The following is a 26001-nucleotide window of genomic DNA, read 5'->3' on the forward strand; positions in this document are numbered from 1 at the left end:
CAGCCAAACAAAAAGCCGCTACTTCTTTCGAAGCAGCGGCTTTCTTTACAACTTGGTGGCGAATCAGGGATTCGAACCCCGGACCTGCGGATTATGATTCCGTCGCTCTAACCGGCTGAGCTAATTCGCCAAGAGATCGAGATTATGAAGAGGGTTGCGAAACCTGTCAACCCCTTCCAGGCTCATTCCTAGAGACAAAATGATCCAGCGGGCGGCCCCTCAATCCGAGTCATAAACCGCCGTCCCCCTTGTCTCCTTAACAAACAGCATCCCGATCACGAACGCGGCCAACGCGATCACAATCGGATACCACAGCCCCGAGAAAATATTCCCCTTCGCGGCCACGATAGCGAACGCCGTCGCCGGCAGGAACCCGCCGAACCAACCATTGCCGATGTGATAAGGCAGCGACATCGACGTATACCGGATCCGCGCCGGGAACATCTCAACCAGCATCGCGGCGATAGGCCCATACACCATCGTCACGTAGATCATCATGATGGTCAGGACGACAATCGCCATCGGCCAGTTGATCAGCGCCGGGTCAGCCTTCGCCGGATAACCCGCCGACTTCAACGTGCCCGCCAGCGTCTTGTCGAACGCCGCGCCCTGGGCCTTCGCATCGGCGGCCTTGCCGTCAAACGTATCCACCACGGTGTCGCCCACCTTGATCTGCGCGATCGTCCCGGCCGGCGCGGCCACGTTCTCGTAGTTCAAACCGGCCTTCGACAACGCACCCTTGGCAATATCGCAGGAGGTCGTGAACTTCGATGTCCCCACCGGGTTGAACTGGAACGAACACTCATCCGGGTTGGCTATCACGCTGATCGGCGCCTTGGCCGTCGCGGCTTCGAGCGTCGGATTCGTGTAATGAGCCAGCGCGTGAAAGAGCGGAAAGTACGTCAGCGCGGCAAGCAGGCAGCCGGCCATGATGATCGGCTTGCGCCCGATCTTGTCCGACAGCGACCCGAAGAACAGGAAGAACGGCGTGCCGATCAACAACGCCACCGCCACCATGATGTTGGCGCTGGTGCCATCAACCTTGAGCGTCTGCGTCAGGAAAAACAGCGTGTAGAACTGGCCCGTGTACCAAACCACGGCCTGTCCCATCGTCAGCCCGAACAGCGCGAGCAGCACGATCTTCAGGTTCTTCCACTGGGTGAACGCTTCGGTCAGCGGCGCTTTCGACGTCTTGCCTTCTGCCTTGATGCGCTCGAACACCGGCGATTCGTGCAGTTTCAACCGAATCCACACGGACACAGCGAGCAGCAGGATCGACACCAGGAACGGTACACGCCAGCCCCACGCACCAAACGTTTCCTCACCGACGGAACTCCGTACAAGCAAGATCACGATCAGCGAGATGAAAAGCCCAAGCGTCGCCGTGGTCTGGATCCACGCCGTCCACGCGCCGCGCTTGTTGGCTGGCGCATGTTCGGCCACGTAAGTCGCCGCGCCCCCGTATTCCCCGCCGAGCGCGAGCCCTTGCAGCAGCCGCATCGCGATGAAGAGCACAGGCGCGGCTATCCCAATCGTGCCGTATCCAGGCAACAGCCCGACCACGAACGTGGAAAGACCCATGATCACAATGGTCACGAGGAAGGTGTACTTGCGCCCGACCATATCGCCGAGACGCCCGAACACAATCGCGCCGAACGGCCGCACGGCAAAACCCGCCGCAAAGCCGAGCAAGGTGAAGATGAAACCGGCCGTCGGATTGACGCCGGAGAAGAACGTCCGGCTTATATAGATAGCAAGCGAGCCCGCCAGATAAAAGTCATACCACTCGAACACCGTGCCTAGCGATGACGCGAAAATCACGCGCCGTTCTTCGCTCGTCATCGGTGCGTGGGAAATGCGCCCCTCGACCGTTGCCATGAAGTCGTCTCCTGTATTGATCTTTGAATGGCATCCGCGGATAGCAGCGCCGTGCAACGATTATTGGAGGGAAAACTTACGGCGTTCTGACGCGGAGCGGGTGGGCGTTAAGACGCGTCGTTATCTTGTTATTGATCTAACGTCTTCAAATATGCGTTCTTCTACCTCAATAAATTATATAACATCGGTCTAAATTGGATCATGCAAAAATACCGAGAGAGCTGTGATCAGGGTTTGTCCCGGGCAGGATAAACCCGCTTTAAGCCCACTCGGACAAGCGTTCCGGCTTGCTGCGGCGCTTCGCTGTACACGTGATCGTCAATATCGAGCGTGCCGCCGTGCATTGTCGCGATCTCCCGGACGATGGCAAGACCGAGTCCGCTGCCATCGCCTTCACGGCCAAGAATGCGATAGAACCTCTCAACCACACGCGTGCGTTCCGCTTCAGGAATGCCCAACCCCGTGTCCTCCACTTCGAGAAAGACGTGCCGCGTGTCGGACTCGTCGGTGCGCACGCGGACCGTGATTCGCCCTCCGGGCGGGGTATAGCGAATGGCGTTATCGATAAGATTCGACAGCATTTCGCGCAACATCACCGCGTTGCCTTCAACCTCGACCGGATGCGGCGGCTCCTCATAACCAATATCCATCCGCTTGGCCAACGCCGCCTGCACCCAGTCGCGCACGGCGAGCCGCGCGAGATCGGTCAACTCCACGCGCGAAAAAATCTGCCCCGACATCCGGTTCTCCGCCCGAGCCAGCGCGAGCAGTTGTGTCACCAGCCGCGCGGCGTGCTCGGAACTCGTCGCTATCTGTTCAAGCGAACGCTGCACTTCTGCCGATACATCCTGCCGCAACGCCAGCTCTGCCTGCGTCCTCAAGCCGGCGAGCGGTGTTTTCATCTGATGCGCGGCATCGGCTATGAACCGCTTCTGCAACTGCATGTTCTGCTCGAGGCGGTTGAGCAGGTCGTTGAACGACGCCACCAACGGCGCGATTTCCGGCGGCGCGCGGCTGGCTTCTAGCGGTGAGAGATCATCGGGACGCCGGGCGCGAATATTCGCTTGCAGCGCATGCAGCGGCGCGAGTCCGCGCGACAACCCGAACCAGACCAGCACGATAGCGAGCGGCAAGATCACGAACTGCGGCAGGATCACGCCCTTGATGATGTCGTTGGCCAACTGGCTGCGTTTATCGAGCGTCTCGGCCACCTGGACCAGCACCGGATGAGCGAGCGTCGGTGCCTCCACCGTCGTATAAGCGACGCGGATGTCGTTGCCGCGCAGCACGTCGTCACGAAATTCCACGATGCCGGGCTGCGGCCGGTCATCGTCGTGAGGCAAGGGCATATCGGCGTCGCCGCCCACCAGTTCACCGCGCGTCCCCAGGACCTGGAAAAACACGCTGTCCACGTTATCCGCGCGCAGGAAGTCCCGCGTGGCGTTCGGCAGCCGCAATTCCGCGACGCCATTCACCGGCGCGATCTGCCGCGCGAGCACGTAGGCATCCGTCTCAAGCGCGCGGTCGAACGGCCCGTTGGCAATCGACTTGGCAACCAGATACGTGACCGCAATACTCATGGGCCACAAGAGCAGCAGTGGCGCGAGCATCCAGTCCAGAATTTCGCCGAACAGAGAACGCGGCGCGGGTTCGCCGTCGGGCTCGAGCTCGTCGGGCGGCGCGAACGGGTTCGCGTAACGCGCGTCGCGAGAAGCGTCGGGGTCGGCTTCGGGCAAATCGGGCGAAAGGGGTGACAGCTCGCGCAACGCCGGAGCGGCGCGCTCGGGGGATGCTGGCGAGCCCATGGCGTGATTACTCGTGGTTACTTGCTACTTGTACTGCGGGCTGGGCGAGGCAGGCTCGTCGGTATTTGCCGGGGCAGAAGGTACAGAAGCGGCCACCGCGGCAACGGCTTTTTCAAGGCTATAGCCTAACCCGCGAACGGTTATGATCCGCGCGCCGCCGGGCTCGATTTTTTTTCTTAGCCGATGGACATAGACTTCGATCGCGTTGTTGCTGACTTCCTCGCCCCACTCGCAAAGGTGGTTGACGAGTTGTTCCTTCGAGACCAGCCGGCCAACCCGTTGCAACAGGACCTCAAGCACGCCGAGTTCGCGTGCCGATAACTCGATCACCTGGTCGTTGATAGACGCAATGCGCCCCACCTGATCGAATGCGAGCGCGCCATGCTTGACGACGGTGGGTCCGCCGCCCGCGCCTCGGCGGGTAAGGGCGCGCACGCGGGCTTCGAGTTCGTTCAGCGCGAACGGTTTGGCCATGTAGTCGTCGGCGCCGAGGTCGAGGCCCTTGACGCGTTCATCGACACTGTCGGCGGCCGTCAGGATGAGCACGGGCATCTGGGAATTGCGTGCTCTGAGGCGTCTCAGGACCTCCAGGCCGGACATCATCGGCAGGCCCAGATCAAGGATCAAAAGGTCGAAAGTCTGGAGCGAAAGCGCGGTGTCGGCTTCCACGCCGTGCCGCACGTGGTCCACGGCATAGCCCGATTGGCGGAGTGATCGAATGAGACCGTCCGCGAGTATGCTGTCGTCTTCGGCAATGAGGATTCGCATCGTAGTGTGCGCAAAAAGCATTGCCGGCACCGCAATTCGCCCGGCGCGGCGGTCTCCAGGTGTAGTGGTGTCCCGCATGGGCCGAACGTGGCGCTGAAACTACGCGCTCCGATCGGACTTGCAAAAACACCTGTTTTTTTATACAGTGTCTGCAGCAGTGCGCCCAGCAGGGGAAAAACTCCCAAGGGCATGCGCCAGACGCCGTTCATCATAGCAAAGGACGATTCATGGAAGATAGCAAGAAAGGCCCGGGCGGGATGTCTGCGGAGAAGAGCAAGGCGCTGGCCGTCGCGCTCGCGCAGATCGAGAAGCAATTCGGCAAGGGGTCGATCATGCGGCTCGGCGCTGGCGAAGCCATTGAAGACATTCAAGTGGTCTCGACCGGTTCGCTCGGACTGGATATTGCATTGGGCGTCGGCGGTTTGCCGCGTGGACGCGTGGTGGAAATCTACGGTCCGGAATCGTCGGGCAAGACCACGCTGGCGCTGCAAGTGATTGCGGAGATGCAGAAGGTCGGTGGCACGGCAGCGTTTATTGACGCGGAACACGCGCTCGACATCGGTTACGCGCAAAAGCTTGGCGTGAGTCCGTCGGACCTGCTGATCTCGCAGCCGGACACGGGCGAACAAGCGCTGGAAATCTGCGACGCGCTCGTGCGTTCGGGTTCCATCGACATGATCGTGATCGACTCGGTTGCGGCGCTGGTGCCGAAGGCTGAAATCGAAGGCGAAATGGGCGATTCGCTGCCTGGTTTGCAAGCACGTTTGATGTCGCAGGCGCTGCGCAAGCTGACCGGCACGATCAAGCGTACGAACTGCCTGGTGATTTTCATCAACCAGATCCGCATGAAGATTGGCGTGATGTTCGGTAATCCGGAAACCACCACGGGTGGTAACGCGCTGAAGTTCTACGCGTCGGTGCGCCTGGATATTCGCCGTATCGGTTCGATCAAGAAGAATGACGAAGTGATCGGCAACGAAACCCGCGTGAAGGTGGTGAAGAACAAGGTTGCGCCGCCGTTCCGCGAAGCCATCTTCGACATCCTCTATGGCGAAGGTATTTCGCGTCAGGGCGAAATCATCGACTTGGGCGTGCAAGCCAAGCTGGTTGATAAAGCGGGTGCCTGGTACAGCTATAACGGCGAACGGATTGGCCAGGGTAAGGACAACGCACGCGAATTCCTGCGTGAGAATCCTGAAATGGCGCGTGAAATCGAAAATCGAATTCGCGAGTCGCTGGGCGTCAATGCAATGGCCGACGCAATCGCTCCGGGTGTTGCCGAAGTGGCGGATGAAGAAGAATGAGTTTTAGGCGGTAAAAGATGATGCGCAGCAAGAGCCGGTTCGGATCGAAGACCGGTCGCGATTCAAATCGTGACGCGGAGCAGGACGTAAAGGAAGATCCGGATGGCTCGAAGTCCATAAGCGACGAAGACGAAAGTCTCAGCGCCGAGGAAGGAGTCGACCGCTACGAACGAAGCAGCGATCGATACCGCGCAGCAGCAGGCGAACGCGTCGGTGTGGAGGGATCTGCTCCGGCGCGTCGTTCGTTTGGAAACAGCTTCTCGAAGGGTGGTGGAGTTTCCGGCGAGAAGAGCGGAAGCGGTGGGTTTAATAAGGGTGGCGGGTTTTCCAGCGGCAAGAGTGCTGGGAGTAGCAGTAGCGGTAACAGTAGCTTCGCCAGGAAAAGCAGCTTTGGACGGCCGGGAGGCTCAAGCTTGTCGTCTGGCAGCAGCAAGGCTGAGGCGATCGCCGCGAGTCTGCAGGAAGCGGGTGAAACCACACAGCAGGACAGCGAGCCGGTGTTCGAACGGTCGAGTGATCGTGCGTATCCGAAGCGTGGATCGTTCGGTGGTGGTGGGGTGTCGGCGCGGTCATCTTTGAAGAGTGCGTCGGCAGAGGCCCCGGCTGAATACGAGCGATCGAGTGATCGCAACAAATTTGGACGTGGCGGGTTGTCGGGGCGCAAAGCAGCCGGTTCGACTACGCGTGGCAAATCTTCGCCTCAGCCTGTTGACGGCGTGGATGTTTTCGAACGGTCCACCGATCGACAAACCAGTCGTCGTAATTCGCCGAAGTCGGCAAAACTCGCTGATGAGAACAGCGCCAAAATCGCCGATATTGCGGTTGCGCCGCAAGTCGACCAGCAACAATTTGAACCCGCGCAGCCTGATTCGGCAACTGGATTGGACGCGGTCGATGCCGAGGAACGCTTAAAGCGCGCTCGGGCGGTCCTGGAGCAGACACAGTCAGTTGTTCAATCACAGGCCGCTCCGGCAAAAGCTGCCCGGAAATCGCAATCGAAACCCCCGGTTATTTCTCCGGGCGTCGAGCGAGAAACAGGCATCGACGTAGCCGATCCATTCGAGTCCTTCGAACAGTGCGTGCCATCGGCAGCGGATGCAGTTAGCGAAAGCCAAAACGCCGAACCGGTTTATTCGCGCGGCTCTACCGGACGCGGAAAGTCATCGGCAACGGGCGATTTCAAGCGAAAGGGGCCGCAATTATCGTTACGCGGTCGTGCGCTGGGTTATTTATCGCGCCGTGAACATAGCCGCACTGAATTGTCGCGCAAGCTGACGCCGCATCTCGGCGAAGGCGATTCCCTCGATACCTTGCTCGACGCGCTTACAGGGGAAGGGTGGTTGTCGAATGAGCGATTTGTGGAGAGCGTTGTTCATCGGCGGGGCACTCGTCTTGGCACGAGCCGGATCGTTCATGAACTGAAGCGCAACGGTATCGACGAAACGTTGATTCAGGACGCTGGCGCCGAGTTGAAGAAAACCGAACTCACTCGTGCTCGCGAGGTCTGGAGCAAGAAATTCGGCGAACCGCCGACGACGCCGGCCGAACGTGCGAAACAAGCGCGCTTTCTCGCCACGCGGGGATTCAACGGCGGGACGATCGTGAAAGTGCTGAAAGCGGGCGACGACGAATTTATCGACGAATAGGCGCCGGCGTTATTTTGGCGCTACGACCCCAACCCCGGCGCTGAGCGAAATCCCCCACCGCCCGCGGTCGTATCGAAACAAACCCGAAACAAACCGCCGCATAAGCCCGTGCATTTCCCCTCAAGCTTCCCGCGGCAACTCGCTCCGGCTGAAAATGCCCAGTATGGTAAAATTTCGGCGTTTTCCCATTCCGGCCTTCCTCTGCACATGCCGCTTTCTCCGCCCGTTTCCCGACAGTTGCGCCATCGCCGCGCGATTCGATTGGAAGCGTTTGAGCGTGAAGATGGCTTGTGGGATATCGAAGCCTGTCTAACCGATGAAAAGCCGCGCGACGTCAAACTCGCGTCGGGCGTCCGGCCTCAAGGCCTGCCGATCCATGAACTCTGGCTGCGCATCACTATCGACCGCACGTTCACTATCGTCGACGCCGAAGCGGCTTCCGAGTGGTCTCCGTATGCTGGGCTGTGCGCCGCATCGAACCCCGCTTACCGCGCGCTCATCGGCCTCAATCTTGTGCAAAATTTCCGTCGGGAATCCAGCCGTTTGCTGGCCGGAACGACCGGTTGCACGCACATCACTGAACTTTGCGCCGTGTTGCCCACAGCCGCCATCCAGGCATTCGCCGGCGAAGTGTGGAATACCGAAAAAGGCGGCGCGCCCGGCAAAGCATCGGATAGTTCAGCAAGCACAGCAGCAAACAAAGCAGCAGAAACCGACAAACCCCCATTCCAGCTTGGCCGTTGCAACGCGTTGCGTTTCGACGGTGAAGCCGTTCAGCAATATTATCCGCGCTGGTTCGGCCACGCGCCCCGTGGCGCGGCAGACCGGATAGTGGATCAGGACAACTCCAAAAAGGCCGGAAGCGAAGTGGAGCCGGCTCAGCGAAATTAATCGGAATTAGTCGAAACTAATCGAAATTAGCAAGAGCGGGTTCCCAGAACTGGCCGACCAGGAAACATCAGCATGACTCCGGACGCGGATACTTTTGACGCCGGAAGCAACGCTCAACGTAATTCAAGCATTCCAAGCAACCCCTTAATCCACGTAATCGAAGTTCAATCCAACTCTCAGACTGAAGGAATCACGCATGAAGATTCACGAGTACCAGGGAAAGGAAATCCTGCGGAAGTTCGGCGTCGCGGTCCCGCGCGGCAAGCCCGTGTTCTCGGTGGACGATGCGGTCAAGGCCGCTGAAGAGCTGGGCGGCCCGGTATGGGTCGTCAAGGCTCAGATTCACGCTGGCGGTCGCGGTAAGGGCGGCGGCGTGAAGGTTGCAAAAACCCTGGAACAGGTTCGCGAATATTCGAACCAGATCCTCGGCATGCAGCTCGTCACGCACCAGACCGGCCCTGAAGGCCAAAAGGTGAACCGCCTGCTGATCGAAGAAGGCGCGGACATCAAGAAGGAACTGTACATCGGCCTCGTGCTCGACCGTATCACGCAAAAAGTCGTGGTGATGGCATCGAGCGAAGGCGGCATGGACATTGAAGAAGTCGCGGAAAAGACGCCGGAACTGCTGCACAAGTTCGCCGTCGAGCCGTCGACGGGTCTGCTCGACAAAGACGCCGACGACCTCTCGCGCAAGATCGGCATTCCGGAAGGCTCGATCCCGCAAGCTCGCACGATCCTGCAAGGCCTGTACAAGGCATTCTGGGAAACGGACGCATCGCTGGCGGAAATCAACCCGCTGATCGTCACTGGCGACGGCAAGGTGATTGCACTGGACGCCAAGTTCAACTTCGACGCCAACGCGCTGTTCCGTCACCCGGACATCGTCGCGTATCGCGATATCGACGAAGAAGATCCGGCTGAAGTGGAAGCGTCGAAGTTCGATCTGGCCTACATCTCGCTCGATGGCAACATCGGTTGCCTGGTGAACGGCGCCGGTCTGGCAATGGCGACCATGGACACGATCAAGCTGTTCGGCGGCGAGCCGGCCAACTTCCTCGACGTGGGCGGTGGTGCTACAACCGAGAAGGTCACGGAAGCCTTCAAGATCATGTTGAAGAACCCGAACCTCAAGGCAATCCTCGTGAATATCTTCGGCGGCATCATGCGCTGCGATGTGATCGCGGAAGGCGTGATCGAAGCGTCGAAGGCCGTGTCGCTGAAGGTGCCTCTGGTCGTGCGCATGAAGGGCACGAACGAAGATCTCGGCAAGAAGATGCTGGCGGATTCAGGCTTGCCGATCATCGCGGCCGACAGCATGGAAGAAGCCGCGCAGAAGGTTGTCGCAGCCGCCGAGGGCAAGTAATCCGGGCTGTTGGTTGTTAAACCAGACACCGGATTACGAGCGTTCCACCAGATACGAAAGGCGGCGCCTTCCCGCCCGCCGCGCCTTGAAACAAGGTGCGCAGGCGAAAGGCGACGTCGACGAACAGAGGTCACACTATGTCGATTCTGATCAACAAAGACACCAAGGTCATTACCCAGGGTATTACCGGCAAGACCGGCCAGTTCCACACCCGCGCTTGCCGCGAGTATGCGAACGGCCGTGAAGCGTACGTGGCGGGCGTGAACCCGAAGCGCGCCGGCGAAGATTTCGAAGGCATCCCAATCTACGCAAGCGTCGCGGAAGCGAAGGCTGAAACGGGTGCAACCGTTTCGGTGATCTACGTGCCGCCGGCTGGCGCCGCTGCTGCAATCTGGGAAGCGGTCGAAGCTGACCTGGATCTCGCCATTTGCATCACGGAAGGCATTCCCGTGCGCGACATGCTCGAGATCAAGGACCGTATGCGTCGCGAAAATCGCAAGACGCTGCTGCTCGGACCGAATTGCCCGGGCACGATCACGCCGGACGAACTGAAGATCGGCATCATGCCGGGTCATATCCACCGTAAGGGCCGTATCGGCGTGGTGTCGCGTTCGGGCACGCTCACGTACGAAGCAGTCGGTCAATTGACGGCTATTGGCCTTGGCCAGTCGTCGGCAGTGGGTATTGGCGGCGATCCGATCAACGGTCTGAAGCACATCGACGTCATGAAGATGTTCAACGACGATCCCGACACGGACGCCGTGATCATGATCGGCGAGATCGGTGGCCCGGACGAAGCGAACGCGGCTTACTGGATCAAGGACAACATGAAGAAGCCGGTGGTTGGCTTCATCGCGGGCGTCACGGCTCCGGCGGGCAAGCGCATGGGTCACGCGGGCGCGCTGATTTCGGGCGGCGCGGACACGGCCGATGCCAAGCTGGAAATCATGGAAGCATGCGGTATCACCGTCACGAAGAACCCGTCGGAAATGGCGCGTCTGTTGAAGGCGATGCTGTAAGGGTTAAGGAACGGCCGATCGACAGAAAACGCAGGGCTGCGGTATGCTTACGTAAGCATTTCGTAAAGCGTCGGTTCTAAAAGCGGGGAGCTAAGGCTTCCCCGCTTTTTTATTGCGCGTACTTTCTGTCGCTGTCGTTCATCGGTTCCTTCATGCTCGAATTCTTCGCCACGCTCCATTGGGGCGCTGTTCTACAGATTATCGTTATCGATATCCTCCTTGGCGGCGACAACGCCGTCGTCATTGCGCTCGCCTGCAGGAATTTGCCGCCGCAGCAACGCACGCGCGGTGTGCTGCTGGGTACGCTCGGGGCGATCGTGCTGCGGGTAGCGCTGATCTCGTTTGCCGTGTTGCTGCTCGATATCCCGTTCCTCAAGTTCGCTGGCGGCCTGATGTTGCTGTGGATCGGCGTGAAGCTGATGATGCCGGATCACAGCGACCCGAATATCAAGCCGACCGACCAGCTTTGGGCCGCCATCAAGACAATCATCGTGGCCGATGCCGTGATGAGTCTCGACAACGTGATCGCCGTGGCGGGCGCGGCCGAAGCTGCCGATCCGCAGCATCGGCTGGCGCTGGTTATCTTCGGCTTGCTGGTGAGCATTCCGCTGATTGTGTGGGGCAGTACGCTGGTGCTGAAGCTGCTCGACAAATTCCCGATCGTGATTGCGCTCGGCGCGGGTTTGCTCGGGTGGATCGCGGGCGGATTGATGATCGACGACCCGTTCTTCGACCGCTGGCCGGCGTTGAACGTGCTGGGCGCCGAGTACACGGCGCACGTGGCGGGCGCAGTTCTGGTGCTGGCCTTCGGCTGGTATTTTCGGCGGCGCGTGCTCGCGGCGGAATCGAAAGCCGCGCATTGATTTTCGGGTTCGACCGTTGGCCGTCTGGCTGACTGTTGAGACCGGCTAGCGCTCAATAAGATCGAAGCGTCTGGATTGCATCACGCAACCAGGCGCTTCGTCTTTTTGGGAGTTCAGCGATGGCAGCAGCAATAACAGCAGCGGTGTGCAGGGTAGATGAAGCAGGTAGTGACGTGAGTAGCCGCAAAGCGTGGTTTCGAAGGCTGATTACGCGCGGCAAGATAAAGCGTTTCGGGATGGGCTTCACGTTGATCGAGTTGATGATCGTGCTCGCGATTGTCGGCGTGGTCGCGGCATACGCCATTCCGGCTTATCAGGATTATCTGGCGCGCAGCCGGGTGGGCGAGGGCTTGTCCCTGGCATCGTCGGCACGGTTGGCGGTGGCGGAAAATGCCGCGAGCGGCTCTGACCTGGGTGGCGGATATTCGTCGCCGCCGGGGACCCGGAACGTGGAGTCGATTCACGTCGACGATACCAATGGGCAAGTCACCATCGCGTTTTCCACGCGTGTGGCGCCGGCAGGATCGAATACGCTCGTGCTTGTGCCGTCAACCCCGGACAACGCCGAAACGCCAACGGCACGTACCGTTCTGACGAAGGGCTCGGTTCAGGCCGGATCGATCACGTGGGAATGTTTCGCCGCCACGAAAACGGCGTCCTCCTTGCCGGCGCCGGGCGCGGGTCCGTCGCCCTCGGAAGCACCCACGTTACCGCCTAATCTCGCACCGCCGGAATGCCGGACGTAGCGAGTCGAAGGGCACTGAGCGAAGCTGAAAGGCTGTCCGCATGAAACCGTAATCGCGGTGCATCGTCGCCATGACGCGTGTGAGCGAGCACGCGGATTGCGGACAGCCTCGATGTTTCGCCTAAACCACCACGGAATTTTCAGGAATGGCGGTGATTTCGGCGCATTTCATGCCAGGTACCGCACAGCAAGGGTAATTTTTTGTATAGTGCGCCGGTTGCCGACGTTCCCGACCCCACATGCCTTCAAACATCGCGCGCTACCTTTCTCTTGCTGTCCTCTGTCTGGCACTGACGATCCCGTTCTCGGTCGTCAACCACACCTATCCCATTCCGACCTTCTATGCCGAGTTCAGCGCGCTTGCACTGTTCCTGATGCTTGGCGGGGGAATGGCGTTGACCGTGCGTTTGTCCGAACCGCGTGTGCCGTTCGCGACGCCGGTCATCGCGTTGATGCCGCTTGTGCTCGGTTTGCTGCTCGTGGCGCAGACGGTGGTTTTGCCGGTGTCGCAGCCGTCGATGAACTGGCTTGGCGGCGGCTATTTGCTGGCATCGTTTATCGCGGTGCATACGGGTTATGGCTTCGTGCGCGCAGGTCTGGGCGAGAAGGCGTTGCGCTGGGGCGCGGCGGCGTTGATAGTCGGTGGCCTGTTCGCCGTGTTCTGTCAGGTCGTGCAGTTGTTCCATATGGAGGCGAAGTTTTCGCCGTTCGTGGTGGCCTACAACGTTGCGATTGAACGGCGGCCGTTCGGCAACATGGCGCAGGCGAATCACCTTGCCACGTACATTGCGTTCGCGACGGCGGGTGCGCTGTATCTGGTGCAAACCCGACGCCTGCCGGTGATCATATGGCTCATCCTCTCCGCAATATTTTCAGCCGGCCTGGCGTTGACCGTGTCGCGGGGACCATGGTTGCAGATGGGCGTGATCGTGCTCGCGGGATTCTGGATGGCCTTTATTCAGGGCCGTTCGACCGTGGCCGACGACCCGGATGGTCCCGACAGCCGCGCCGCTCGCAGCAAAACGCGCGCATGGCTGATTCCGATCGTGCTGCTCGTATTGTTCTTCGCCGTGAACGCAGCCATTCGCTGGGCGAACTTGCGTTTTCAGCTCGAACTTGGCCAATCGGCGGCGGAACGGATGCAGGACGCGAACCAGATCGCGCCGCGGCTTGCGCTCTGGAAGTACGGCTGGACCATGTTCCTGACGCATCCGTTGCTGGGTGTTGGCTGGGGGGAGTTCCCGCTGCATCAGTTCGAGTTCGTGCGTGAGCTTGGCGGGGTGGAGATCGCGAACAATTCGCACGATATCTTTATCGACGTGCTGGCGAAAACCGGTCTGCTCGGCATGGCGATCGTGTTGTTCAGCGTGGTGTGCTGGCTTGTGCGAGTGCTGCGTGCACCGCATACGCCTGCGCGGATCTTCGCGCTGTCGCTGCTGGGCGTGCTGATGATGCATGCGCTGGTCGAGTATCCGCAGCAGTACATGTTCTATCTGATGCCCGCGATGCTGATTTTTGGCTTGCTGGAGACGCGGCCGTTGCGGTGGGTCTCGCGGTCGTTTTCCTATGGGTTGTATGTTGTGCTGGTGGTGCTCGGGCTCGCTTCGCTGTATCCCATCTTGCGCGACTACAACCGCTCGGAAGTGCTCTATTACGGTTCGCAGCCGGCTGAGCAGTATCGGGCGGATCCGTCGTTTTTGTTTGGCGCCTGGGGTGAGTATGGCGCCGCGACGTTGCTGCCGATGAACAGCCAGGACCTCGCCACCAAGCTCGTGATGCATCGTCAGGCGCTGGCGTTGTTGCCGGGGGAAACTGTATTGCGACGCTATGCGGTGTTGCAGGCACTGGCCGGACAGTCGCAGGACGCGCTCGATACCATCGCACGGTTGAAGATATTCTCCACCGAGCTGCACGACTGGCCGCAACAACTGTCGGATGTTTATCAGTTACTTGACGATCAAGGTAAGCCGCTGGCCGGGTTCAAGGCCGAGTTGATGAAGAAGTATGGCGTGCCTACGCCGTCGACTACTGACGATGATAGTGACGACGACGATGATTGAGACAGCGGTTTGATCGCCGGCCTCGCTGCGGCCGAGCGTCTTGAAGTCGAAGAGATCGATTGCGGTTAAAAACAAAGGCAGTTCCGACGTGAAAGTTGGAACTGCCTTTTTCTCAGCTAAGCATTGTCGGTTTCCAATGCGGGTTATCAGGCAGCGACAGCGATTGACCAAGGATCCGTGCACGCGTCGATATTCAGGCGCCCCGTGATCAGCTCCCCGCCACCCAATCCCCCGATTTCCCGCCGTGCTTCTCCAGCACCTTCACATCAGTGATCGTCATCCCACGATCCACCGCTTTGCACATGTCATAAACCGTCAGCAATCCCACCTGAACGGCGGTCAGCGCTTCCATCTCCACGCCTGTGCGCCCGACCGTTTCAACACGTACTTCGCAAAATACGCCGGGCAGGTTTTCATCGATGGAAAAATCCACCGCCACCCGCGTCAATGCCAGCGGATGGCACAACGGAATCAGATCGGAGGTGCGTTTCGCGCCCTGAATCGCTGCGATGCGCGCGACGCCGAGCACATCGCCTTTTTTAGCCTTGCCGTCGCGGATCAACGCAAGCGTGGCCGGCAGCATGACGATCGAGCCGCGCGCGATGGCGACCCGACGCGTCTCGCTTTTGTCGCCGACATCGACCATGTGAGCTTCGCCAGAAGCGTCGAAATGTGTAAGTCCGGACATAACCTCTCCTTGCAACGGGCGCTCATCATAACAGCGGCACGCGGGTGATCCAGGCGCGCACACGCCGCTACGATAAGCCTTTCAAGTCGTTTTCGCTTTCGCTTTACAAGGCCGCCGCTTTCGCTGCCGGGCTGGTGACAAAGCCAAACTTGCCCGGCACATCGGCTCGATCGATACGCCCCAACGTCAGGTCGAGGCCAGCCGCGAAATGGAATACGCCGCCGTTATCATCGAGATCGGCGTGTGTGGAAAACAGATCGAGATCGTGATCGTGCAACGCGGCGACGCGTGGAGTACGGGGAGCGTCCGACGCATCGGCGCCATCTGAAAACAGCACGCCGCCTTCATCGTCGAGCCAAACCGCCGTCGGCTCAAACCGCCCACCCGCGTGATCGGTCAGCCGCAGCGCGCCAGCTGTCGCGCCATCCAGCGCGCCGTCAATTTCACTCAGCCGCACGATCCACGGCGTGTAACCCAATTCCACATACACGCGCTGCGGGCCGTTTTGAAAGAACCACTGACCGTCGGCATCGGCGGCGTAGTTGCGATTGATGAAGCCCAGCAACGCGTCGTGCCGGATGATATCGCCGGGAAGACCGGCCGCCTGCGTGGCGTCGTCGCGCATGCGCCACTGGCCGCGGCGATCAAGCAGCAGCCAGCCGGTGCAATGCGGGACGTTGGGCCATTTGGCCAGCGCCTGTTTGACAATCTCATCCATGCTCGGAATCCGTTTGGTGTGCCACGTGATGAACCTGATCCACGGGACGCACATAGGTTTGCAAATAGCCGAACACCCGCTGCGACAACCAGTCGATCCGCCCCGGAAACGGCCCGGTCATAAACCCGACGTGCCCACCATGCGCGGGTTGATCGAGCGTCACGGCCGCGGAAACTTCTGTCGCCGACGGCAACACCCGCCCAGGCAGGAACGGATCGTTGCGGGCGTTCAGAAGCAGCGTTGGAATCGCGATGCGCGGCAAATAGGGCCGCGTGGTGGCACGGGTCCAATAATCGTCGGTATCGCGGAAACCGTGGACCGGCGCGGTCACGGCGTTATCGAAGGCGTGCATGGTGCGGGCCGCGAGCATGGCGTCGCGGTCGAACAGGCCCGGATACTGGTCGAGTTTCGCCAGTGCCTTGCGCTTGAGCGTCTTGAGAAAGCTGCGCGTGTAGACCATGCCGAAACCCTGCGATATCGCGTGACCGCCGGCGTGGACGTCAAGCGGTGCGGAGATCGCGGCGGCGGCGTCGAGAATGGCGGCCGCATCCTGTTCCTGCTCGCACAACCAGCGCAGCAACACGTTGCCGCCCAGCGATACCCCCGCCGCGATCACCGGCCCGGCATGTTGCGCCTTCAATCGACGCAGGACCCAGTCGACTTCGGCGCTATCGGCGAGATGGTAGAAGCGCGGCAGGAGATTCATCGAGCCGCCGCAACTGCGGAAATGCGGCACGACGCCGAACCAGCCGCGCGCCTTCGCTTCGGCCATCAGCACGCGTGCATAGTGGGAGTCCGAGCTGCCTTCAAGTCCGTGGAACAAGACAAAAAGCGGTGCGGCCGGGTCGGGAGGGGGATTCGTTCCTCGCGCCGCTGCCGTGTCGCGGCCAGCACCATCGTGCAAGGGCGCGGTTTCATCGAACGATGTGGCGACTGCGTTTCGAAGCGCGCGCGGTGCAACAGGGGGCGAGGCGTTCGCGGTGGCAGCACTGGAATGAGCGTGTTTGCCACCTTCACCTTCACCATCGACGTCATAAGCCAGCCAGTCGAGATCGATGAAATCGCCGTCCGGGGTTGTCCATCGTTCCCGCCGGTATTTCACCGCCGGCCGCTGTGCGAACAACGCCGGCACGATAGTCTGCGCGTGCGCGGTGGGCAGCCATCTTGGCGCTCGATACAGCCATTCGGCCAATGGTTCAAGCGTTGTTTGGCTCACTGCGTCGAGAGCGGCCGAAGCGGTCTGCTCAAGCGCAGACGAGGCATCCAGCGCCGGAGCGTTAGGAAGGAGATGAGCGTGATCGCGTTTCATGGCGCGTCTTCAAACAGGATGCAGGATGCGAACGGATGGCGACGGTCTGCCGATCAGTCTGGCCAGGCAATCGTCGAACCGCGGACGCCGGCTACCCTGCCCAGCGTACCCGCAAAACCGATGTCAATGCAGCGGACCTTGTCCATGTCGCATTTTTGCAGCAATTTGTCCTGCGGCTTCGTCTGGCATCGCACTAGCGTGGACATGTGCAATGCGCCATTCGCCACGTTCGTGGACCATCACATAGGTGCTGAACACCATGGTGGGTGAGCTGCCCGGTTCGACGGGCTGATGCGCTTCGGCGATGGCGTAGACCACGGTGCCGAGACTGTCGTATACGCGGATATCGAGCGGCTCGACCGTGACTGGCCGGTTCCCCAATTGTGTGGAAAGGCCCGCGCGAATGCTGTCCAGGCCGCTCAGATGCGAGCCGTCCGCACAAATGAAGGTGGCGAATTCCTCGTCGATCCAGAGCGCCATGATGCTGTCGATATTGCTCTCCGCGACAGCCTGGTAATAGGCGTTGAGGGTATCGGCGGCGGCTTCGAATAGGCGGGCAAAACGTGGCATGGCTAGTGGGTCTCTAACGGTCGATGCATGGCGCCGGATGTTCTCGGACAGTGAGCGCCACGGTTCGGTCAAGTTTCAAAAGCATGCCCCGGCTTAGGGACATTGGCATGTCAGGAACCACGGACACCGCAAACGTTCCACCGATTGGGAATCGGCAGGACGCGGTCACGGCGCCGGTGATCATGACGTGGCAGACGGCTGCCCTGACGAAGTCATGAAGCAGTCTTTGAAGCTGAAGCGGCGGCCCAGGCTTGCTCGATCAGCATGAGCCGTGGCGCCGAAGCCGCTTCAGCCCAACCCGTTTCAATGACGCTGCATCATCAACATGCCGCGTAGATCGCCGAAAACCTGCTCGGCGCCGAGTTCACGCAAACAGTTCAAATGACCCAGCGGACACTCGCGGGCAAAGCACGGACTGCATTCGAGGTGCAGCCATTGTACCTTTGCGAGATCGGAGAGTGGCGGTGTGTGGCGCGGGTCGGTCGAGCCGAACACGGCCACCAGCGGGCGGCGCAGCGCGGCGGCCACGTGCATCAGGCCGGAATCGTTGGTGACCACGGCGCTGGCTCGCGAGATCAGTGCGCAGGCTTCGCCGAGCGACGTTTGCCCGCACAGGTTACGCACGTTCGGCGCACGATCGGCAATGGCCTGTGCGATGGGCGAATCTTTCGGCGACCCGAGCGCGACAATCCGCGCATACGGAAACGACTGGGCGATGAACTGCGCAAGCGCCGCGAAATGCTCCGGCGGCCAGCGTTTTGCCGGACCATATTCCGCGCCCGGACAAAACACGACGAGCGGCGCGCGAGTATCGAGATTAAAGCGGGTGGAGACCCGCGCCGCTTCGTTCAGGTCGGCATCGAGCCGTGGTACCGGCATGGGAACCGTGGCGTTTTCCTGCAGCCACGGCAACTTCGCGCCCGGCGCGTAGGCGAGGGCGGCGTACTGGCCCACCATGGGCGGACGTTGACCCTTGGCCGGATTCGCGTGCCGCACGTTCAGCAGGCCATAACGGCTTTCGCCCGTATAGCCGACCCGCAGATTGACGCCCGCCATCCATGGAATCAGCGCCGACTTGAACGAGTTCGGCAACACGTACGCGGCGTCGTAACCTACGTCGCGCAGATCGCTCGCGAGTTGCCAGCGACGCAGCATTTGCAGCTTGCCGTGGGCGAGATCGGTGGCGTAGACGTCGTGGATCTCGGGCATGCGTTCCAGCACGGGCGCGACCCAGGTGGGCGCGACAGCATCGATGACAATGCGCGGATGCAACTTCTTCAGCAGCGAAAACAGCGGCTGCGCCATCAATGCGTCACCAATCCAGTTCGGTGCGATAACCAACGCGCGACGCATCTATGTAAGTTCCAGTCTCAAAAATAACGCAGCTCACACTATGTGGGCGGGCGCGTTGTGGCAATGGGGGGAGGGCGCCCGGCATCCAGCGTGTCCGGCGTAGGGGCGCGGTGTTGTGCGTTCTTTCAAAACATGGAGTGCGGCCGGAGCGTTGTGTTCAACGGGATCGGCAGCAGCATGGCTGATTGCGGCACAGCATTGCTAGTGGCCGCGGAGACCAGGCGGGCGGCGCGGTTCAAACCGCACGCCGCTTGGTCTTCGCGAAGACGAAGATTCAATGACCCTTGATCGTTTCGCCGTCTTTCAGCTTGTAGCGCGTGCCGCAATACGGGCAACGTGCTTCGCCGTGGGAAATATCGAGGAAAACGCGCGGATGCGTGCTCCAGCGCGGCATGTTGGGGTTCGGGCAAAACGCCGGCACATCTTTCGCCGACAACTGGACCAGCGGCATTTCCTTCAGTTCGCTCATGAGGAATCTCGTTCGTTCTAGTCTGGGGACGCGGTGAATCGGGCCTTTCGAGTCCGGAATTCAAACCCGGAAACCCTGAAAACCCGTCTCACCGCCGCACGTCATGTGTCGGATTGCGCGTTAAGTTACTTCGTTGCGTTACTTAACCTGCGCAAGCCAATCGGCGTACTTTTCGTTCTTGCCGCTCACGATATCGAAGAAAGCGCTTTGCAGCTTTTCCGTGATCGGACCACGTTTGCCTTCGCCGATGGTGCGATTGTCCAACTCGCGGATCGGCGTGACTTCGGCGGCTGTGCCGGTGAAAAACGCTTCGTCGCAGGTGTAGACCTCGTCGCGGGTGATGCGCTTTTCAATCACCTGAATGCCGAAGTCGCGTGCGAGCGTGATGACCGTGTCGCGCGTGATGCCGTCCAGGCACGAAGCCAGGTCCGGCGTGTACAGCTTGCCGTTGTTCACGAGGAAGAAGTTTTCGCCGGAGCCTTCGGAGACATAGCCGTCGACGTCGAGCAGCAGTGCTTCGTCGTAACCGTCGGTGATGGCTTCCTGATTCGCGAGAATCGAATTCACGTACCAGCCTGACGCTTTCGCGCGGACCATGGCGACATTCACATGATGGCGCGTGAACGATGACGTCTTCACGCGGATGCCCTTCGCAATGCCGTCGTCGCCGAGATAGGCGCCCCACGGCCACGCGGCGATTGCCACGTGAATGGTGTTGCCTTTCGCCGATACCCCCAGTTTCTCCGATCCCACCCAGATGATCGGCCGGATGTAGCACGATTCCAGCTTGTTCACGCCGACCACTTCGAGTTGCGCGGCTTCGAGCGTTGCGTGGTCGAACGGCACTTCCATCTGGAAGATCTTGGCGGAGTTGAGCAGGCGCTTGGTGTGGTCTTTCAGGCGGAAGATCGACGTGCCGTTGCCGGTTTTGTAGGCGCGCACGCCTTCAAAAACGCCCATGCCGTAGTGCAGCGTGTGGGTGAGCACGTGGATGTTGGCGTCGCGCCAGTCGATCAGCTTGCCATCCATCCAGATCTTGCCGTCGCGGTCGGCCATTGACATACGATTTCTCCTGGCGAGTAGTGTGCAGATGTTGAATGGGTCGCCCGTCTGCGCCAGCGTATTTCGTCGTCCGATTAACCGGCATGACGATGACGACGAGCCTTCTGCGCCTTGTTCCGGTCCGTGGTGCCTGTTCGGAAACAGCGCGCGCGGCACGGGATTTCAGCGCAAAACCGGCAAGCGGCTGGGCGGCCAAAGACCGTCATTTTAGCGTCTTTTCGATTAAAAAATGGGCGCTGTCGGCCATTTGGCGCCTTTCACGACGCTATAATTTGCCTTTCACCGTCACGCGATGTGCTCAGGGTGCAGTCAATGTTGCGGTTCGAAAGCAAACCGTGAGGAACGCACGAAAGCCCGCCATTCGGATCGGTTGGCTTGATAGAGCGCCAGACTGGGCGTGATTCAAGGCTCGGCGCGGCGGTTTCGGGTCGTGTTTTGGGTTGTGTTTTTGGTTGTTTTAGACAGCGATTCAGGCTCGGTCTGCGGCAATCATCCGGCCGGCTGCCCGTTCTTCACCGCATCCATTGGATCCGCCGCTCAACCGCACAAGTACACCGCGACTCGCACCCATCTCCATGTTCGACCGGCTGTCAGACCTGAACCGACGCGCGTTTCTCGATGGCGTCAAAACCCTCTCCCCGGCAGTTCCGGCCACGTTCTCGTGGGGTCTCGTCACCGGCATTGCGATGGCCAAGTCCGTGCTGACCGTGCCGCAGGCACTCGGGATGTCGCTCGCGGCCTATGCCGGATCGTCGCAACTGGCCGTGCTGCCGTTGTTCGCCGCGAAGCTGCCGCTCTGGACCATCCTGCTGACCGCCGCCATGGTCAACCTGCGGTTCGTCATTTTCAGTGCGGGGCTAGCGCCTCATTTCGCCTATTTGCCGTTGCGCCGCCGACTGGTGCTCGGTTATTTCAATGGCGACATCATTTACCTGATGTTCCAGAAGCGTAATTTCCCAACTGGCTATCAGCCCGGCAAGGAGGCGTTTTTCTGGGGCATGGCGGCGACGAGCTGGTCCTCGTGGCAAGTGTCATCCATAGCGGGAATCCTGCTCGCGAGTCTTTTCCCCGATAACTGGGGCCTCGAACTCGCCGGCACGCTTGCGCTGATTCCGCTGATTGTCTCGGCTATCGCGACGCGCTCGACGCTGGCGGCCGTTGGCGTGGCGAGCGTGATCGCGCTGATTGCGCTGGACCTGCCGTACCGGCTTTCATTACCGCTGGCCGTGGCGGCGGCCCTGCTCGCCGGAACGTTTGTCGATGTCATGGCGGAGAAGCTGGGCCACCAAACCAGCGGCGCGCCAAGGCGTGTGGAAAACTCCGCGCCCCGTCTCACCGACGTCGAGCCACTAAATCCCTCATTCGATCCTTCATTCGATATCCAGCCATCCGATTTCGGCAAATCACCGGTCAGCCCTAAGAGCGCCCGGAGCGTCCGATGAGCGCCGCGCAAGTCTGGCTGGCCATAGCAGGCATGGCGCTGATCACGGGCGTTACGCGCGCGCTGTTCCTGATGGGCGGCGAGCGCATGATCCTGCCGGAGCGCGTGCAGCGCGCGCTGCGCTACGCGCCGGCCGCGGCACTGGTTGCGGTCGTTGTGCCCGACCTTCTGACTACGCCGACCGGCCTGTCGATCTCTTTCTCGAATCACGCGCTCTACGCTTCCCTGTGCGGTCTCGCCTGGTTTCTCTGGCGCCGCGGCATGCTGGGGACGATTGTCGTCGGCATGATTGTCTTCACGGTGTTGCGGCTGTTCGCTTGACGCTGGTTTTGCTGCGGTGCGTCATGCGGCGCGTCATCCAAGCCATCGCAAACTCGCCGATCCCGAATCCTGGGGATTTGCGTTTCCTGCGTCGGACGGGCATGGGTATCGGTTAAAATGGTGATCTCGCTGTCGTATCGAATGAGGTCGAAACGTGTATCCGGCAGTCACCGCACACCAGCTTCACTCGCTCCATTCTCTGCTGCAACGCCTCGTCGCCTGGGTATCCAGGTCGCCGGCGAAAGGCGCGGCACGCCTCGTTTTATTGTCCCTTACCTGTTCGAATCCTCCGCTTGGTGCTGGTCGCCTTGCGATGTTGCGCGCACGCCGGCTTATCGCCGGGACGGTTTTGAGCACTTCAATTTCCCCGTAGCGACCTGTGTGAGCCCGCTGGCATAAATCCACGGCGCGCAGATTCAACTCGCCCGAACCGCTTTCCAATTACTCGCTCACCCGCTGACTCCCATGACGAAAGTATTGCGTTTCACCGATCTGGTCGCCGAAGGCAAAGTGTCCGGCAAACGTGTTTTCATCCGAGCCGACCTCAACGTCCCGCAGGACGATGAGGGCAATATCACCGAAGACACCCGCGTGCGTGCCTCGGTGCCGGCCATTCAGCAAGCGCTGGCAGCGGGCGCCGCCGTGATGGTCACGTCCCATCTCGGCCGCCCGACGGAAGGGCAGTTCAAGCCTGAAGATTCGCTTGCGCCAGTGGCCAAGCGTCTAGGCGAGTTGCTTGGCCGCGATGTGCCGCTGATCGCCGATTGGGTTGACGGCGTGCAGGTGCAGCCGGGTCAGGTCGTGCTGCTTGAAAACTGCCGTTGCAACAAGGGTGAGAAGAAGAACGACGACGCGCTGTCACAGAAGCTCGCCAAACTCTGCGATATCTACGTGAACGACGCGTTCGGCACCGCGCATCGTGCGGAAGCGACCACGCATGGCATGGCGAAATACGCGCCCGTGGCGTGCGCCGGTCCGCTGCTTGCCGCTGAACTCGATGCACTGGGCAAGGCCCTCGGCGAGCCGAAGCGCCCGCTGGTTGCTATTGTCGCGGGGTCGAAGGTATCGACGAAACTCACCATCCTCAAGTCGCTGGCGGAGAAGGTGGATCAACTGATCGTGGGCGGCGGCATTGCCAATACGTTCATGCTCGCGTCGGGATTGAACATCGGCAAGTCGCTGGCGGAGAAGGATCTCGTCGATGAAGCCAAGACCATCATCAGCGAAGCGCGAGCGCGTGGGGCGTCGGTGCCCATTCCTAGCGACGTTGTGACTGCAAAGGAATTCGCCGCGACTGCCAAGGCTGAAACGAAAGCCGTCGATCAGGTGCAGGACGACGACCTGATTCTCGATATCGGCCCGGACACCGCCAAGGCGCTTGCCGCGCAGTTGGAGAAGGCGGGCACGATCGTGTGGAACGGCCCGGTTGGCGTGTTCGAATTCGACCAGTTCGGCAACGGCACGAAGACGTTGGCGGATGCGATTGCGAAGTCATCGGCGTTCTCGATTGCAGGCGGCGGCGACACGCTCGCGGCCATCCAGAAGTACGGCATCCACGACAAAATCAGCTATATATCGACTGGCGGCGGCGCGTTCCTGGAGTTTTTGGAAGGCAAGACGTTGCCGGCGGTGGAAGTACTCGAATCGCGGGCCTGAGCCCATGAAACGAGCCACGTCGAAGAGCAATCGTCCTGAATCCGTAGTTGCTGAAGTTGCTGCAGATAAAGAAGAGTTGGCTGCTGACGCGGGTTTATCAGTGGCGGCCGAAATTGGTTCGAGGGTGGCGGTCGGGGTGAAACCTGACCCCGGCCCCGCTCGCGCACCGGCCAAGTCGAAGCGTTCCGCTGCGGCGCCGGCCCGGCGTGGTTCGAATTTAAAGCGGGAAGTAAGGAAGGAAACCGCGGTCATGATTGGTGGCGCGAGTGCGTCGCTGATTCCGGTCGCCGGACAGATATCGAATAGCTATCACAAAGCGACACCGGCTCGAGCCGGCGCGCGTTCGCAGGCGGAGACATCTTCATCCCCGTCGGCACACCGTACTCGCAGCGCTGTTTCAGGCGATACCACCCAGACGAGGAATTCCATGCATCGCGCTACAAAGATTGTCGCCACTATCGGCCCCGCTTCCAGCACCCCCGAGATCCTGCTGCAAATGATGCAGGCCGGTCTCGACGTGGTCCGTTTCAACTTCTCGCACGGCACGGCCGACGATCATCGCCAGCGCGCGCAATACGTTCGCGACGCCGCCAAGCAATGCGGCCGTGAAGTGGCGTTGATGGCTGATTTGCAAGGCCCGAAGATTCGCGTGGGCAAGTTTGAAAACGGCAAGATCACGTTGATTGCGGGCAATTCGTTCATCCTCGATGCGCGTTGTGAGCTGGGCAATGATGAACGTGTTGGCCTGGATTACCCGGATTTGCCGCGCGACTTGCGGGCGGGCGACATCCTGTTGCTGAACGACGGGCTGATCGTGCTCGACGTGGTCCGTGTGATTGGCGAAGAGATCCATACCACGGTGAAAGTGGGCGGTGATCTTTCGAACAACAAGGGCATCAACCGGCAGGGCGGCGGCCTGACGGCGCCGGCGTTGACCGAGAAGGACATGGAGGACATCAAGACGGCCATGTCGCTTGGTGCGGATTTTGTGGCGGTATCGTTTCCGAAGAACGCTACGGACATGGAGATGGCGCGGCAACTGGCGAACATCGCGGGCGCGCCTTATGGCATCAAGCCGAAGATGATCGCGAAGATCGAGCGTGCGGAAGCCATTCCGGCATTGCAGGGCATTCTTGATGCGTCGGACGGCATCATGGTGGCGCGTGGTGATCTCGCGGTGGAAGTGGGTAATGCGGCTGTGCCGGCGTTGCAGAAGCGGATGATCCGGATGGCGCGCGAGTCGAACAAGTTTGTGATTACGGCTACGCAGATGATGGAGTCGATGATCTATGCGCCCGTGCCTACCCGTGCTGAAGTATCCGACGTGGCGAATGCGGTGCTGGACGGGACGGATGCGGTGATGTTGTCGGCGGAGACGGCGGCGGGTAAGTATCCGGTGACGACCATCGAGACGATGGCGGCCATTTGCCTCGAAGCCGAGAAGTCTGAGCAGAGCGAGCTTGACAAGGATTTCCTTGATCGCACGTTCACGCGGATTGATCAATCCATTGCGATGGGTGCGTTGTTCACGGCTTACCACTTGGGTGCGAAGGCGATTGTTGCTTTGACCGAGTCGGGGGCGACGGCGTTGTGGATGTCGCGGCATTGGTCGCATGTGCCCATTTTTGCGCTGACGCCGCGGATTGGCAGTGAGCGGACGATGGCGCTGTATCGGAATGTGACGTCGTTGCACCTGGATACGAACACCGATCGCGATGTTGCGCTTCAGCAGGCGCTGGAGGTTGTGGTGTCGAAGGGGTATGCCGCTCGCGGCGATATGGTCGTGTTGACTGTTGGTGAGCCGATGGGGCAAGCCGGCGGGACTAACGCGATGAAGATCGTGCGGGTGGGAGATCCGTTTTAATTTCGTTCGCAGTGGTTGGTTTGTTCGCACCGGTGGACGGTTTTGGGGGGGCGGGTTCGGGGTGGATGCTGGCGGGGAGGTTTCGGGGGAGTGGTCGGGGTCTATGCTGGGTTGGTCGGTTCTGGGGTTAGCGGTTGAGGTTATTGCCGGGTTGGTGCTTTCAGTGTTAGTGGTCAGGGGTCTATGCCGGGTTGGTGTCTTTCGGCGT

At 60.5% G+C, this 26001-nt stretch carries 22 protein-coding genes and 1 tRNA gene; 12 read left to right on the forward strand and 11 right to left on the reverse strand.

Going from position 1 to position 26001, the window contains the following annotated elements; genetic code table 11:
• Positions 1-53: 53 nt before the first annotated feature.
• The 4 genes from ACSQ36_RS02885 to ACSQ36_RS02900 all read right to left on the reverse strand — a co-directional run bounded on the left by ACSQ36_RS02885 (position 54) and on the right by ACSQ36_RS02900 (position 4451).
• A tRNA-Met gene (locus ACSQ36_RS02885) sits at positions 54-130 on the reverse strand.
• Between the two features lie 89 nt (positions 131-219).
• Positions 220-1878: an MFS transporter gene (locus ACSQ36_RS02890; RefSeq protein ID WP_213767623.1), complete on the reverse strand. Its 1659-nt coding sequence runs from the start codon at positions 1876-1878 to the stop codon at positions 220-222.
• A gap of 227 nt (positions 1879-2105) precedes the next feature.
• The gene (locus tag ACSQ36_RS02895; RefSeq protein ID WP_436180842.1) at positions 2106-3683 is read right to left on the reverse strand and encodes a sensor histidine kinase N-terminal domain-containing protein; all 1578 of its coding nucleotides are present in this window, start codon (positions 3681-3683) and stop codon (positions 2106-2108) included.
• A gap of 24 nt (positions 3684-3707) precedes the next feature.
• Entirely contained in the window at positions 3708-4451 is a 744-nt protein-coding gene (locus ACSQ36_RS02900) for a response regulator (RefSeq protein ID WP_436180843.1), read from the reverse strand.
• Between the two features lie 227 nt (positions 4452-4678).
• On the opposite strand from ACSQ36_RS02900, the gene recA reads away from it, so the two are divergent.
• The 8 genes from recA (at position 4679) to ACSQ36_RS02940 (ending at position 14342) form a co-directional block, all read left to right on the forward strand.
• Complete coding sequence (gene recA, locus ACSQ36_RS02905; protein ID WP_213767626.1) at positions 4679-5755, forward strand: recombinase RecA; 1077 nt, start codon at positions 4679-4681, stop codon at positions 5753-5755.
• A 17-nt stretch (positions 5756-5772) separates the two neighbouring features.
• Positions 5773-7401: a recombination regulator RecX gene (gene recX, locus ACSQ36_RS02910; RefSeq protein WP_436180844.1), complete on the forward strand. Its 1629-nt coding sequence runs from the start codon at positions 5773-5775 to the stop codon at positions 7399-7401.
• A 207-nt stretch (positions 7402-7608) separates the two neighbouring features.
• Positions 7609-8292, forward strand: a complete 684-nt coding sequence (locus ACSQ36_RS02915; protein ID WP_436180845.1) for a DUF2889 domain-containing protein — start codon at positions 7609-7611, stop codon at positions 8290-8292.
• Positions 8293-8473: 181 nt separating this feature from the next.
• The gene (gene sucC, locus ACSQ36_RS02920; RefSeq protein WP_346730616.1) at positions 8474-9655 is read left to right on the forward strand and encodes an ADP-forming succinate--CoA ligase subunit beta; all 1182 of its coding nucleotides are present in this window, start codon (positions 8474-8476) and stop codon (positions 9653-9655) included.
• Positions 9656-9792: 137 nt separating this feature from the next.
• Positions 9793-10674: a succinate--CoA ligase subunit alpha gene (gene sucD, locus ACSQ36_RS02925; RefSeq protein ID WP_031359567.1), complete on the forward strand. Its 882-nt coding sequence runs from the start codon at positions 9793-9795 to the stop codon at positions 10672-10674.
• Between the two features lie 152 nt (positions 10675-10826).
• Positions 10827-11537, forward strand: a complete 711-nt coding sequence (locus tag ACSQ36_RS02930) for a TerC family protein (protein ID WP_213767629.1) — start codon at positions 10827-10829, stop codon at positions 11535-11537.
• Positions 11538-11773: 236 nt separating this feature from the next.
• Positions 11774-12283: a pilin gene (locus ACSQ36_RS02935; protein ID WP_213767645.1), complete on the forward strand. Its 510-nt coding sequence runs from the start codon at positions 11774-11776 to the stop codon at positions 12281-12283.
• Positions 12284-12521: 238 nt separating this feature from the next.
• Complete coding sequence (locus ACSQ36_RS02940) at positions 12522-14342, forward strand: PglL family O-oligosaccharyltransferase (protein WP_436180846.1); 1821 nt, start codon at positions 12522-12524, stop codon at positions 14340-14342.
• 208 nt (positions 14343-14550) lie between these two features.
• Here the strand turns inward: ACSQ36_RS02940 and moaC are convergent, their stop codons facing one another.
• The 7 genes from moaC to ACSQ36_RS02975 all read right to left on the reverse strand — a co-directional run bounded on the left by moaC (position 14551) and on the right by ACSQ36_RS02975 (position 20511).
• Positions 14551-15030 (reverse strand): cyclic pyranopterin monophosphate synthase MoaC, encoded by a 480-nt coding sequence (gene moaC / locus ACSQ36_RS02945; protein WP_213767631.1) that lies wholly within the window; start codon positions 15028-15030, stop codon positions 14551-14553.
• A 103-nt stretch (positions 15031-15133) separates the two neighbouring features.
• The gene (locus ACSQ36_RS02950) at positions 15134-15748 is read right to left on the reverse strand and encodes a DUF2946 family protein (RefSeq protein WP_436180847.1); all 615 of its coding nucleotides are present in this window, start codon (positions 15746-15748) and stop codon (positions 15134-15136) included.
• Complete coding sequence (locus ACSQ36_RS02955) at positions 15741-17057, reverse strand: YheT family hydrolase (protein WP_436180848.1); 1317 nt, start codon at positions 17055-17057, stop codon at positions 15741-15743. The genes ACSQ36_RS02950 and ACSQ36_RS02955 overlap by 8 nt, the downstream gene beginning before the upstream one ends.
• A 123-nt stretch (positions 17058-17180) precedes the next feature.
• Positions 17181-17627, reverse strand: coding sequence for a nuclear transport factor 2 family protein (locus ACSQ36_RS02960; protein ID WP_436180849.1), 447 nt, complete (start codon positions 17625-17627; stop codon positions 17181-17183).
• Between the two features lie 303 nt (positions 17628-17930).
• Positions 17931-18980 carry a lipopolysaccharide heptosyltransferase II gene (waaF, locus tag ACSQ36_RS02965; RefSeq protein WP_213767634.1) on the reverse strand — a complete coding sequence of 350 codons (1050 nt, stop codon included), beginning with the start codon at positions 18978-18980 and terminating at the stop codon, positions 17931-17933.
• 274 nt (positions 18981-19254) lie between these two features.
• On the reverse strand, positions 19255-19449 hold the full coding sequence (locus tag ACSQ36_RS02970; RefSeq protein ID WP_047895834.1) for a zinc-finger domain-containing protein: 195 nt from the start codon (positions 19447-19449) through the stop codon (positions 19255-19257).
• A 138-nt stretch (positions 19450-19587) separates the two neighbouring features.
• Entirely contained in the window at positions 19588-20511 is a 924-nt protein-coding gene (locus ACSQ36_RS02975) for a branched-chain amino acid transaminase (protein ID WP_213767635.1), read from the reverse strand.
• Positions 20512-21086: 575 nt separating this feature from the next.
• Here ACSQ36_RS02975 and ACSQ36_RS02980 point away from each other — a divergent pair.
• From ACSQ36_RS02980 to pyk, 4 genes are all read left to right on the forward strand, one after another.
• Positions 21087-21953, forward strand: coding sequence for an AzlC family ABC transporter permease (locus ACSQ36_RS02980; protein ID WP_436180850.1), 867 nt, complete (start codon positions 21087-21089; stop codon positions 21951-21953).
• On the forward strand, positions 21950-22273 hold the full coding sequence (locus ACSQ36_RS02985) for an AzlD domain-containing protein (protein ID WP_436180851.1): 324 nt from the start codon (positions 21950-21952) through the stop codon (positions 22271-22273). Before ACSQ36_RS02980 ends, ACSQ36_RS02985 begins: the two co-directional genes overlap by 4 nt.
• A 465-nt stretch (positions 22274-22738) precedes the next feature.
• Positions 22739-23929 carry a phosphoglycerate kinase gene (locus ACSQ36_RS02990; RefSeq protein ID WP_436180852.1) on the forward strand — a complete coding sequence of 397 codons (1191 nt, stop codon included), beginning with the start codon at positions 22739-22741 and terminating at the stop codon, positions 23927-23929.
• Positions 23930-24356: 427 nt separating this feature from the next.
• Positions 24357-25793, forward strand: a complete 1437-nt coding sequence (pyk, locus tag ACSQ36_RS02995) for a pyruvate kinase (protein WP_213767647.1) — start codon at positions 24357-24359, stop codon at positions 25791-25793.
• The last annotated feature ends 208 nt before the right edge of the window (positions 25794-26001 follow it).

The sequence above is a fragment of the Caballeronia sp. LjRoot34 genome (genome assembly GCF_964253815.1).
In the GTDB taxonomy this organism is placed as follows: Bacteria; Pseudomonadota; Gammaproteobacteria; order Burkholderiales; family Burkholderiaceae; genus Caballeronia.